The following is a 12,208-nucleotide window of genomic DNA, read 5'->3' as shown; positions in this document are numbered from 1 at the left end:
AGCCATACCGCCATCGCGAGCAGGCTCGCTCCCACAGGGGAAAAGCATTCCAATGTGGGAGCGAGCCTGCTCGCGAAGAGTCCCTGTCAGGCACCAGATCATTCAGTGCCTGAAACAGCATCAGCCCTTGAACACCTCATCCAGCAAGTTATGCATCGACGTGAAGGCCCGGGCAGCCACTTTGGCGTCATACATCATCATGCCCGGCACGTTGGCGTGCGGGTCGGTGAACGAGTGGAATGCACCGCCGTAGCTCAGCAACTGCCAATCCACACCCGCCGCGTTCATTTCATCTTCGAACGCCGGCAACTGCTCCTTCGGCACCAGTGGATCGGAGGCGCCGTGCAATACCAACACCTTACCCTTGATGCTTTTCGCATCAGCCGGATTCGGTGTGTCCAGCGTGCCGTGGAACGATACCGCGGCCTTCACCGACGCACCGGTACGGGCAAACTCCAGGGCGCAGCAGCCGCCAAAGCAGAAACCGAAGGTCGCCAGTTTCGAAATATCGACAGCCACTTCACCCTGGCTTTGCAGCTGTTCGAACGCCACCTGCATGCGCTTGCGCAGCAATGGGCGGTCATTCTTCAACGGCATCATGGCCGCGCCGGCCTCGTCATTGTTTGTCGGACGAACCGATTGACCGTAAAGGTCTGCGATCAACACCACATAACCCTTGGATGCCACCGACTTGGCGATCTCCTCGGCACCGGCGCTGACGCCCATCCAGTTCGGCGCCATCAACAAACCCGGGCGCGGGCCTTTGTGGTCGGCATCGAAGGCCAGACGGCTTTCGTAAGCCTGGCCGTCAATCTGATAGGCAACGGAACGTACAGTGATTTGGCTCATTTCTGACTCCTAATGTTTTAGCACCGGAATGAAAAAACCCGCCGAAGCGGGTTTTTCTACAACACAGTCAGGCCGATAGCTCGACCAACAGCTTGTTCAGACGGCGCACATAGGCCGCCGGATCTTTCAAGCTGTCGCCGGCCGCCAGGGCCGCCTGATCGAAGAGGATGTGCGACAGGTCGCCGAAGCGCTCGTCGCTCTGCTCGTTGTCGAGCTTCTCGATCAGCGGGTGAGCCGGGTTGAATTCGAAGATCGGCTTCGAATCCGGAACCTTCTGACCGCTGGCTTCCAGGATCTGGCGCATCTGCAAGCCCAGGTCCTGCTCGCCGATGGCCAGGATTGCCGGCGAATCGGTCAGGCGATGGGACACCCGAACTTCCGCAACGGATTCGCCCAGCGCGGCCTTCAAACGCTCGACCAGACCTTCTTTGGCCTTGGCGACTACTTCCGCGGCTTTCTTGTCCTCTTCCGAGTCCAGGTTACCCAGGTCCAGGTCACCGCGCGCCACGTCGACGAAGCTCTTGCCGTCGAAGTCGCTGAGGTAGCTCATCAGCCACTCGTCGATGCGGTCGGTCAACAGCAGCACTTCGATGCCTTTCTTGCGGAAGACTTCCAGGTGCGGGCTGTTTTTGACCTGGGCATAGGTTTCGCCGGTCAGGTAGTAGATCTTGTCCTGACCTTCCTTGGCGCGCGCCAGGTACTCGGCCAGGCCAACAACCTGCTCGCCATCGTCGCCATGGGTCGATGCGAAACGCAGCAGGCCGGCGATTTTTTCCTTGTTGGCGAAATCTTCTGCCGGGCCTTCTTTCATGACCTGACCGAAGTTTTTCCAGAAGCCCTTGTATTGCTCAGGCTCGTTCTTCGCCAGTTTTTCCAGCATGTCCAGGACGCGCTTGGTCAGCGCCGACTTCATCGAATCGATGATCGGGTCTTTCTGCAGGATTTCCCGCGACACGTTCAGCGACAGGTCGTTGGAATCGACCACGCCCTTGATGAAGCGCAGGTACAGCGGCAGGAAGGACTCGGCCTGATCCATGACGAACACGCGCTGCACGTACAGCTTCAGGCCTTTCGGCGCTTCACGCTGGTACAGGTCGAACGGTGCACGGCTCGGCACGTACAGCAGCGAGCTGTATTCGAGCTTGCCTTCGACCTTGTTGTGGCTCCAGCTCAGCGGGTTTTCGAAATCGTGAGCGATGTGCTTGTAGAACTCCTGGTATTCCTCGTCCTTGATCTCGGTACGCGGACGGGTCCACAGGGCGCTGGCGCGGTTGACGGTTTCCCATTCAACGGCCGGTTGCTCTTCGCCTTCGGCGGCTGCCACTTCTTTCGGCAACTCGATCGGCAAGGCGATGTGGTCGGAGTACTTCTTGATGATGTTGCGCAGGCGCCAGCCATCAGCGAACTCGTCTTCACCGGATTTCAGGTGCAGGACGATGCGAGTGCCACGCTCGGCCTTGTCGATGGTCGCAACTTCGAAATCGCCTTCGCCCTTGGACGACCAGTGCACGCCTTCGCTGGCAGCGCTGCCGGCACGACGGCTGTACACATCGACTTTGTCAGCGACAATGAATGCGGAGTAGAAACCGACGCCGAACTGGCCGATCAGGTGCGAGTCTTTCTTCTGGTCGCCGCTCAGGTGCTTCATGAAATCGGCGGTGCCGGACTTGGCGATGGTACCCAGGTGGGTGATCGCGTCTTCGCGGCTCATGCCGATACCGTTGTCTTCGAGGGTGACGGTTTTAGCGTCCTTGTCGAAGCTCACACGGATTTTCAGTTCGGCGCCACCTTCCAGCAGCTCTGGCTTGGCCAGGGCTTCGAAACGTAATTTGTCGACAGCGTCAGAGGCGTTCGAGATCAATTCGCGAAGGAAAATTTCCTTGTTGGAATACAGCGAATGGATCATGAGGTGCAGCAGCTGCTTCACCTCGGTCTGGAAGCCCAGGGTTTCCTTTTGAGTTTCCACACTCATGGTCATCAAACTCCAATCAGATGGCATAAGCCGCGACCTTGAGGGTCGACGGCGGGTTGTCCTCAGAGTTTGGGGCTGAGTTCAGGATTTCAAGGGCTCTTCGAGTTTGAAATGTGCACGGGCCGTGGCAATGGGCTCGGCTTCGGTGCTTTGCCAGGCGGTAATCGCCACGTTGGCGACCCGGCGACCCTGGCGCCAGACCTGGCATCGGGCCCAGGTATCGCGAAACTGCCCGGCTCGCAGGTAATCCAGGGAGAAGTCGATGATCTTCGGCACCCCGGGCGATCCGGTAAACACCAACAAGTGCAGCGCCGCGGCCAATTCCATGAAACCGGCGATCACACCACCATGAATCGCCGGCAACAAAGGGTTACCGATGTTGTCCTTGTTCGCTGGCAGCTTGAACAGCAGCTCATCTCCCACCCGTGAACATTCGACTCCAATCAGCCGGGCATAGGGAATCAAATCCAGCAGCGAGGCGTAATCGCCCTGCTCATGGGCCTTTTGCAATTGCTCCTTCAGCGATTCGCTCATTGCGCACCTCCGGCTACCGCGCCACCAAAGCCCTTGGTGCCTTTGATGCCCTTGCCCATGCGCATGAAAGTGCCCATCACATGGGCAATGGGTTGCCCGGGGTCATCCTGATAGGCGAAGCCACGGGCAAAAATCACGTCGGTGGTGACCCGATAGCACTGGGCAAAGCCGTAGACATCCTTATGTGGCTCGGCGGCGTGCATGTAGTCGATGCGCAGGTCGAGGGTCGGGCAGACCTCGAACTCCGGGAGCACGCAGAGCGTCGCCATGCCACAGGCCGTGTCCATCAGCGAGGTCAGCGCCCCGCCATGAATCACGCCGGTTTCGGGATTGCCGACGATCTGCGGGCTGTACGGCAGCACAATCGTCAGCCCTTCGTTGCTGGCGCTGTGAACGCTTAGTCCAAGTACCTGGCAATGTCGCAGCGCCGACAGAAAACGCTTCGCACGCTCAAAAACGGGGTTTTCAGCCATTTGATAAAAGCTCTTTTTTATGTCCGTACTGTGCGGTGGCGGTACGGGTAAAAGTTCCGCACTAGAACAAACTTATATATCTGAAAGAATTAAGGAACTTAACCCTGATGCCTGGGCTCTTAATGCCAGTAGATGCTTTTCATCAGGAGAAACACCCCATGCGTAAGACTTTAGCTATTGCCTTGATGTTGACCGCTTCCCTCGGTCTCGCTGCCTGCGATAAAAAATCCGAGGACAAAGCTCAAGATGCTAACCAACATGCTGAACAAGCCCAGCAAAAAATGAACGAAGCTCAGGATAAAGTGAACGACGCGGCGAAAGAAAACGCCGAAGCCGCCAAAGATCAGGCTGCTCCGGCCGCTCCGGAAGCACCTAAGAACTAATACGGTTTTTAGAGTGGCAAAAGAAAACCCGCCAAGTGCGGGTTTTCTTTTGCCTTGAAAAAAGTGGTTAGAGCAAAATCGTTCGAAAGGTCGGACTAATCATCAACAACAGCGAACAGATTAATCCCACCAGCCAAACCAGACTGAGTTGCCGAGCCAGATCCTTCCAGTAACACACTGGATAGCCAATGCGCGGGCGCCCGATCAGGCTGCCTCTTTACTCACTTCGGGCAATGGCGCCTCTGTTGGGGTATAGACCATCACGTCGAGAACGTCGGAGTGAAACTCGCGGCGATACAATACGAACACCACACCGGCACTCATCAACATGAACAGCCATGGGCTGACGAACCAGGCCAGCATGGTCATGCCGAAGTAATAAGAGCGCAGGCCAAAGTTGAACTGGTTGGCGGCCATCGAGATGACACGGGCTGCACGGGCGGCAAAGGCCTTGCGCTCCTGCTCGGACACATGGCGTTCACCGACCATCGGTGCCGAACCGACCAGAATGGCGGCGAAGTTGTATTGGCGCATGCACCAACTGAACGTGAAGAACGCATAGACAAACACCAGCGCCAGGCACAGCAACTTGATTTCCGACATGCCCTGGGACGCCTGTTGCACCATGGGGATATCCGCCAGCAATGATACCGCGCGTTCCGAAGCCCCCAGCACCGTGAGAATACCCGCCAGGATAATCAACGTACTGGAGGCGAAGAACGAAGCATTGCGCTCCAGGTTGCCGATCACGCTGGCATCGGCGATGCGGTTGTCGCGCAGCAGCATGCGGCGCATCCAGTCCTCACGATACAGGTGCAGCACACTGGCCAGGCACGCGGTGTCACGACCTTTCCAGGTGGCATAGCGGGTGTACCCGCCCCAGCAGATGACGAACCAGATGGCGGCAAGAATGTGGATCAGGTTGGCTTGGATGAACGACATGCAGTTCCTTGTGATGTAAATGCAGATTACACAGACCCTATGGGAGCGAGCTCCCACAAAGGATGTTGCAGTGCTTCGACGTTAGCTCAACGGAAAAGACACCGCACCCCTCACAAAAAAAATGCCCCGTATCGATTGATACGGGGCATTTCTGTTTTTGCTCAAGACCCGCTTGTGACGGGCCGTGAAGCGACTTAAGCCAAGGCTTCGGCGCGCTTGCCCAGCAGACGATCGCAAACCACCGCGACCACCAGTGTCATCACCGATGGCACCAGCCAGGCCAGGCCCTGCTCACTCAGCGGCAGGTGGGCCATTTGCGTCGGCATCCAGTCCGCCAGGCCTGCACCCTTGAGGGCGTCGATCAGGCCGAAGATGAACGACACCAGCATGACCGGGCCGAGGATACGACCCTGCTCATGCCAGAAGTCCTTGCAGAAGCTCAACGCCACCAGGACGATGCACGGTGGGTAGATCGCGGTGAGCACCGGGATCGAGAACGCAATCAGCTTGGTCAGGCCCAGGTTGGACACCAGCAGCGAGAATGCAGCGAGGATGATCACCAGCGTCTTGTAAGACAGCGGCACCACACGGCTGAAGTACTCGGCGCAGGCACAGGTCAGGCCGACCGCGGTCACCAGGCACGCCAGGGAGATCAGCACGGCAAGGAAACCGCTGCCCAGCGAACCGAAGGTGTGCTGCACGTAGGCGTGCAATACCGCCGCGCCATTGGCAGCGCCAGCGGCCACTTCATGGCTGCCCGAACCGAGACGGAACAGGCTGACATACACCAGCGCCAGGCCGACACCGGCGATCAGTCCAGCGATGATCGCGTAGCGGGTGATCAGTGCGGGCGACTCGACACCGCGGGAACGAATGGCGTTGACGATGACGATGCCGAACACCAGTGCGCCCAGGGTATCCATGGTCAGGTAACCGTTGATGAAGCCTTGGGAAAACGGCGCCGCCATGTATTCAGGCGTGGCTTGGCCAATGTCACCGGCCGGCAAGGCGAATGCTGCAATGCCCAGCACGGCCAGGGCGATGATCTTCAGCGGCGCGAGGAAGCGCCCTACGGTATCCAGCAAACGGCCCGGATACAGCGAGATGAAGAACACCAGCAGGAAGTACACCGAGCTGTAGAGGAACAGCGCCAGCGGGCTCTCGCCAGTCAGCGGCGCCAGGCCCACTTCGAAGGATACCGTCGCGGTACGTGGCGTCGCGAACAGCGGGCCAACAGCGAGGTAGCACGCAGCCGCCAGCAGGCCACCGGCGATTTTACCGATCGGGCTGCTCAAGGCATCCATTGCACCGCCGACCTTGGCCAGCGCCACAACGGTGATCACCGGCAGACCAACCGCGGTGACCAGGAAGCCCAGCGCCGCCATCCAGACATTGGGCCCGGACTGCAAACCGACGATAGGCGGGAAGATGATGTTGCCAGCCCCGACGAACAGGGCAAACGTCATAAAACCAAGTGCCAGGATGTCCTGGCCTTTCAACACTTTCATTAAGGAAATACCACACTACTGAATCGGAATTTAGAGAGGGATTTCCCTATGGGTGAGGGAAATGCTGTCAGTCCGTATAAGACCGACCCTTTTAGCGCGTTGCCGCCTTGTGGGCCGCGGACGCAAAAATGGCGAGTAGCCTAACGAATTTTGACCAGAAACGCACTGTTAGAGGGCGAACATTCCGATGCACGACATCTTTGTGTCGCGTTTTCGCATGTTAATGGTTGTCGCCAGTAAGTCCGCCATCGCGAGCAGGCTCGCTCCCACATTGGAATGCGTACACCTGTGGGAGCGAGCCTGCTCGCGAAGGCGTCAGTTCCATCAACACATATGCCAGAAACGACAAAGACCACCCGAAGGTGGCCTTTGTTTGGTGAAGCGTCAGCCAAGCGCGAGGCTTACTTGACAGCCCAACCAGTCAGCTCGGCCAGGGCCTTGCCGATGTCTGCCAGCGAACGCACGGTTTTAACGCCTGCGTCTTGCAGAGCAGCGAATTTCTCGTCTGCAGTGCCTTTGCCGCCAGAGATGATTGCGCCAGCATGGCCCATGCGCTTGCCCGCAGGGGCAGTCACACCAGCGATGTAGGAAACAACCGGCTTGGTCACGTGCGCCTTGATGTAGGCAGCCGCTTCTTCTTCAGCCGAACCGCCGATCTCACCGATCATCACGATCGCTTCGGTCTTCGGGTCTTCCTGGAACAGCTTCAGGATGTCGATGAAGTTCGAACCCGGGATCGGGTCACCACCGATGCCGACGCAAGTCGACTGACCGAAACCGGCGTCAGTAGTCTGCTTCACAGCTTCGTAGGTCAGGGTGCCGGAACGGGAAACGATACCGACCTTGCCTGGCAAGTGAATGTGACCTGGCATGATGCCGATCTTGCATTCGCCTGGGGTGATCACGCCTGGGCAGTTAGGGCCGATCAGGACTACGCCCAGTTCGTCGCACTTAACTTTAGCGTCCAGCATGTCCAGGGTAGGAATGCCTTCGGTGATGCACACGATCAGCTTGATGCCGCCGAAAGCAGCTTCCAGGATCGAGTCTTTGCAGAAAGGAGCCGGAACGTAGATCACGCTGGCGGTGGCGCCAGTGGCAGCTACAGCGTCTTTCACGGTGTTGAACACTGGCAGGCCCAGGTGCTCGGTGCCGCCTTTGCCTGGAGTTACACCACCAACCATCTTGGTGCCGTACTCGATGGCTTGCTGGGTGTGGAAACTACCTTGCGAACCGGTAATACCCTGGCAGATAACTTTGGTGTCTTTATTGATCAGGACGCTCATTATTTGCCCTCCGCAGCTTTGACAACTTGTTGAGCAGCGTCGGTCAGGCTGGTAGCAGCGATGATGTTCAAACCGCTTTCTGCCAGTACTTTAGCGCCCAGTTCAGCGTTGTTGCCTTCAAGGCGAACAACAACCGGGATTTTCACGCCGACTTCTTTCACGGCGCCGATGATGCCTTCGGCAATCATGTCGCAACGAACGATGCCGCCGAAGATGTTGACCAGTACTGCAGCGACGTTAGTGTCGGACAGGATGATCTTGAACGCTTCGGTAACGCGTTCCTTGGTAGCACCGCCGCCCACGTCGAGGAAGTTGGCTGGTTTGCCGCCATGCAGGTTGACGATGTCCATGGTACCCATGGCCAGGCCAGCACCGTTGACCATGCAACCGATGTTGCCTTCCAGCGCTACGTAGTTCAGTTCGAACTTGGCAGCGTGCGCTTCGCGCGGATCGTCCTGCGACGGATCGTGGAAAGTCTTCAGCTTAGGCTGACGGTACATGGCGTTGGCGTCGATGTTGATCTTGGCATCGAGGCAGTGCAGATCGCCATCAGCCTTGATCACCAGCGGGTTCACTTCCAGCAGGGCCAGGTCGTGATCCTTGAACAGTTTGGCCAGACCTACGAAGATCTTGGCGAACTGGGCAACTTGCTTGCCTTCCAGACCCAACTGGAATGCCAGTTCGCGACCCTGGAATGGCTGAGCGCCAACCAGTGGATCGATAGTGGCCTTCAGAATTTTTTCTGGAGTGTCGTGAGCGATTTTCTCGATGTCCACGCCACCTTCGGTGGAAGCCATGAACACGATACGACGGCTCGAACGGTCAACGACAGCGCCCAGGTACAGCTCTTTAGCGATATCAGTGCACGATTCAACCAGGATCTTGGTGACTGGCTGGCCATTGGCGTCAGTCTGGTAAGTCACCAGACGCTTGCCCAGCCACTGCTGTGCGAAGGCTTTGGCGTCTTCTTTGCTGCGAACCAGCTTTACGCCGCCCGCTTTACCGCGACCACCGGCGTGGACCTGGGCTTTGACAACCCACTCGCTGCCGCCGATTTTGTCGCAAGCTTCTGCTGCTGCTTCCGGGGTGTCTACCGCGTAACCGGTGGAAACTGGCAGGCCGTATTCAGCGAACAGCTGCTTACCCTGATACTCGTGAAGATTCATGCTTATTACCGTCTTCGTTAGGTACTGCGCATTCGGTGCTGCACTCATTCAAGTGCCGCACCACCTGTGACTGCTGCTTGCATAGCCTTTCCGGATACCCGGTGCAGCTATGCAAGACTGCGTCCAGCGGATATTCCGCGGTGAGTCTTGCATGCAAGGCTCACGACGGGCCATACCGCCGTGGTTTCTTATTATCTCTTTCGAACATGTGAAAACTGCTGCGGGCTCCGCGCGAAATACACCTTAAAAACAGGCTCGAAATGCTCATTGACTAACGTCAACTCCGCTTCCTCACCTGTTTTTGCCTTGTCTTTCCGTCGCTCGCTACGTTTTCACAAAGCCCTCAACGCTTCTTGCGGTTGGCGATGTGGATGGCGCCGCCATTCACTGCCAGAGCAGCTTCGTGCAAGGCTTCAGACAGGGTCGGATGGGAGAAAACCATCATGCCCAGGTCTTCAGCGCTGGTGCCGAATTCCATACCGATCGCGCCCTGCTGAACCAGTTCTGCAGCGCTTGGGCCAATCACGTGGACGCCCAGTACGCGGTCTGTCTTGGCATCTGCGATGACCTTGACGAAACCACCGGTGTCGTTGGCAGCCATGGCACGGCCAGAGGCTGCGAACGGGAAGGTGCCGACGTTAACTTCAACGCCTTCAGCTTTCAAGGCCTGCTCGGTTTTACCAACCCACGCGATTTCCGGGTGAGTATAAATAACCGAAGGGATCAAATCATAGTTCATCTGGGCCTTGTGGCCCTTGATGCGCTCGACAACCATGATGCCCTCTTCCGAGGCCTTGTGCGCCAGCATCATGCCGCGAACCACGTCGCCGATGGCGTAAACGCCCGGTACGGTGGTGGCGCAGTGATCATCAACGTGCACGAAACCGCGCTCGTCCAGGGTCACGCCGCAGTCGGCAGCCAGCAGATCAGTGGTCACCGGACGGCGACCAACGGCTACGATCAGCTTGTCGAAAGTGATGTTCTGTTCGCCCTTGGCATCGGTGTAGTTCACCACAACTTCGTCGCCGTTCACTTTGGAACCGGTTACGCGAGCGCCCAGCTTGATGTCCAGACCCTGTTTGGTCAGGGTTTTCAGCGCTTCCTTGGAAACAGCGGTGTCCGCTGCCATCAGGAAGGTGTCCAGGGCTTCCAGGACAGTCACTTCTGCACCCAGACGCGACCAGACCGAACCCAGTTCCAGACCGATCACGCCAGCGCCGATCACGCCCAGACGCTTAGGCACGGATTGGAATTCCAGGGCACCAGTCGAATCGACGATCACATTCTGGTCAACCGGAGCTGGTGGAATGTCGATCGGACGCGAACCTGGAGCCAGGATGACGTTTTCGGCTTCGATGATTTCTACCGAGCCGTCTGGCTTGGTGACTTCAACTTTCTTGCCGGCCAGCAGCTTGCCGTGACCCTGGATCGAGATCACACCGTTGGCTTTGAACAGGGTCGCAACGCCGGAGGTCAGGCCTTTGACGATGTTGGCCTTGCGGCCGACCATCGCTGGCACGTCCATGGTCACGCCAGCGTGATTGATACCGTGGATCGCGAAACCGTCCTGGGCTTCGTGGAATTTCCACGAGCTGTCCAGCAGGGCCTTGGATGGAATGCAGCCGACGTTCAGGCAGGTACCGCCCAGAGCCAGTTTGCCTTCCTTGTCGGTGTACTTCTCGATGCAGGCCGTCGAAAGACCAAGCTGAGCGGCCTTGATGGCAGCCACGTAACCGCCAGGGCCCGCACCGATCACTACTACGTCAAATTTCTGCGACATTCAAAAAATCCTCTTTAGCGAAAAGCTTCAAGCCGCAAGCTGCAAGCCAGGCTGCGGGTTTTCCGACAGCTCGAACTTGCAGCCCATGGCTGCTTCTATCAGATATCCAGCAACAGACGAGCCGGATCTTCCAGCAGGTTCTTGATGGTCACCAGGAAGGTCACAGCTTCTTTGCCATCGATCAGACGGTGATCGTAGGACAGTGCCAGGTACATCATCGGACGGATAACGACCTGACCGTTGATGGCCATCGGACGCTGGATGATGTTGTGCATGCCCAGGATGGCGGCTTGTGGCGGGTTGACGATCGGGGTCGACATCATCGAACCGAAAGTACCACCGTTGGTGATGGTGAAAGTACCACCGGTCATTTCGTCCATCGACAGTTTGCCGTCGCGGGCTTTCTTGCCGAAGGTGGCGATGCCGCCTTCGATTTCAGCCAGGCTCATCAGTTCGGCGTTACGCAGAACCGGTACAACCAGGCCGCGATCGCTGGAAACTGCAACGCCGACGTCAGCGTAGCCGTGGTAAACGATGTCGCCGCCGTCGATCGAGGCGTTGACAGCCGGGAAGCGTTTCAGCGCTTCGGTAGCTGCTTTCACGAAGAACGACATGAAGCCCAGGCGCACGCCGTTGTGGGACTTCTCGAACAGATCCTTGTACTTCGAACGCAGCGCCATGACTTCGGTCATGTCGACTTCGTTGAAAGTGGTCAGCATCGCCATGTTCGACTGAGCTTCAACCAGACGCTTGGCAACGGTTGCACGAACGCGGGTCATCGGTACGCGCTTCTCGATGCGCTCGCCAGCGGCAAACACAGGAGCAGCGGCAGCCGGAGCAGCAGCCTTGGCAGGTGCGGCAGCAGGAGCAGCTTTCTTGGCTTCGACAGCGGCAACCACGTCTTCCTTGGTTACACGACCATCTTTGCCGGTGCCTTTGACGGAAGCCAGGTTGATGCCGTTTTCTTCGGCCAGCTTGCGAGCAGCTGGAGCTGCGATAGCGTCTTCGTCAGCGCCGGCAGCTGGAGCAGCGGCAGCAGCGGCCGGAGCAGCAGCAGCCGGAGCGGCAGCAGCGCCGCCTTCAACGATGGAGCCCAGGACTTCGTCGGACAGAACGGTTTCGCCTTCGTTCTTGACGATAGCGCCCAGCACGCCGTCAGCGGTAGCCAGCACTTCCAGCACGACTTTGTCGGTTTCGATGTCGACGATCAGTTCGTCGCGCTTGACCGCGTCGCCCGGTTGTTTGTGCCAGGTGGCAACGGTGCCATCGGCAACCGATTCCGGGAAAGTGGGGGCTTTGATCTCGATAGCCATTGTCT

11 protein-coding genes and 1 pseudogene are annotated in these 12,208 nt (G+C 58.0%); 1 reads left to right on the top strand and 11 read right to left on the bottom strand.

The genetic code is table 11. The annotated features are described in order from the left end of the window. Positions 1–120: 120 nt before the first annotated feature. The 4 genes from AC3ITY_RS08240 to AC3ITY_RS08225 all read right to left on the bottom strand — a co-directional run bounded on the left by AC3ITY_RS08240 (position 121) and on the right by AC3ITY_RS08225 (position 3,828). Positions 121–849: a dienelactone hydrolase family protein gene (locus AC3ITY_RS08240; protein ID WP_489308394.1), complete on the bottom strand. Its 729-nt coding sequence runs from the start codon at positions 847–849 to the stop codon at positions 121–123. Positions 850–916: 67 nt separating this feature from the next. Beyond that, the gene (gene htpG, locus AC3ITY_RS08235; RefSeq protein ID WP_489308393.1) at positions 917–2,821 is read right to left on the bottom strand and encodes a molecular chaperone HtpG; all 1,905 of its coding nucleotides are present in this window, start codon (positions 2,819–2,821) and stop codon (positions 917–919) included. Between the two features lie 81 nt (positions 2,822–2,902). After that, entirely contained in the window at positions 2,903–3,355 is a 453-nt protein-coding gene (locus tag AC3ITY_RS08230) for a PaaI family thioesterase (RefSeq protein ID WP_046037644.1), read from the bottom strand. Further along, positions 3,352–3,828, bottom strand: coding sequence for a PaaI family thioesterase (locus AC3ITY_RS08225; protein ID WP_489308392.1), 477 nt, complete (start codon positions 3,826–3,828; stop codon positions 3,352–3,354). The genes AC3ITY_RS08230 and AC3ITY_RS08225 overlap by 4 nt, the downstream gene beginning before the upstream one ends. A gap of 158 nt (positions 3,829–3,986) precedes the next feature. On the opposite strand from AC3ITY_RS08225, the gene AC3ITY_RS08220 reads away from it, so the two are divergent. Further along, positions 3,987–4,211 carry a hypothetical protein gene (locus AC3ITY_RS08220; RefSeq protein WP_489308391.1) on the top strand — a complete coding sequence of 75 codons (225 nt, stop codon included), beginning with the start codon at positions 3,987–3,989 and terminating at the stop codon, positions 4,209–4,211. Positions 4,212–4,278: 67 nt separating this feature from the next. Here the strand turns inward: AC3ITY_RS08220 and AC3ITY_RS08215 are convergent. From AC3ITY_RS08215 to odhB, 7 genes and pseudogenes are all read right to left on the bottom strand, one after another. Then, positions 4,279–4,404: pseudogene (locus tag AC3ITY_RS08215) on the bottom strand (MAPEG family protein); the annotation flags it as partial. An 11-nt stretch (positions 4,405–4,415) separates the two neighbouring features. Continuing rightward, a complete protein-coding gene (locus AC3ITY_RS08210; protein ID WP_150724532.1) occupies positions 4,416–5,153 on the bottom strand; it encodes a DUF599 domain-containing protein in 738 nt (245 codons plus the stop codon). A gap of 194 nt (positions 5,154–5,347) precedes the next feature. Beyond that, on the bottom strand, positions 5,348–6,661 hold the full coding sequence (gene brnQ, locus AC3ITY_RS08205; RefSeq protein WP_489308390.1) for a branched-chain amino acid transport system II carrier protein: 1,314 nt from the start codon (positions 6,659–6,661) through the stop codon (positions 5,348–5,350). A gap of 401 nt (positions 6,662–7,062) precedes the next feature. Continuing rightward, positions 7,063–7,944 carry a succinate--CoA ligase subunit alpha gene (gene sucD, locus AC3ITY_RS08200; RefSeq protein WP_003172813.1) on the bottom strand — a complete coding sequence of 294 codons (882 nt, stop codon included), beginning with the start codon at positions 7,942–7,944 and terminating at the stop codon, positions 7,063–7,065. Continuing rightward, positions 7,944–9,110 (bottom strand): ADP-forming succinate--CoA ligase subunit beta, encoded by a 1,167-nt coding sequence (sucC, locus tag AC3ITY_RS08195; RefSeq protein WP_007919879.1) that lies wholly within the window; start codon positions 9,108–9,110, stop codon positions 7,944–7,946. The genes sucD and sucC overlap by 1 nt, the downstream gene beginning before the upstream one ends. Positions 9,111–9,453: 343 nt before the next feature. Further along, complete coding sequence (gene lpdA / locus AC3ITY_RS08190; protein ID WP_489308389.1) at positions 9,454–10,890, bottom strand: dihydrolipoyl dehydrogenase; 1,437 nt, start codon at positions 10,888–10,890, stop codon at positions 9,454–9,456. A gap of 98 nt (positions 10,891–10,988) precedes the next feature. Next, the gene (gene odhB, locus AC3ITY_RS08185) at positions 10,989–12,203 is read right to left on the bottom strand and encodes a 2-oxoglutarate dehydrogenase complex dihydrolipoyllysine-residue succinyltransferase (protein ID WP_489308388.1); all 1,215 of its coding nucleotides are present in this window, start codon (positions 12,201–12,203) and stop codon (positions 10,989–10,991) included. Positions 12,204–12,208: the final 5 nt, after the last annotated feature.

Source organism: Pseudomonas sp. GL_091 (assembly GCF_057837725.1).
Note: the sequence above shows the minus strand (reverse complement) of the source record. Positions and strands in the feature narration are given on the sequence as shown.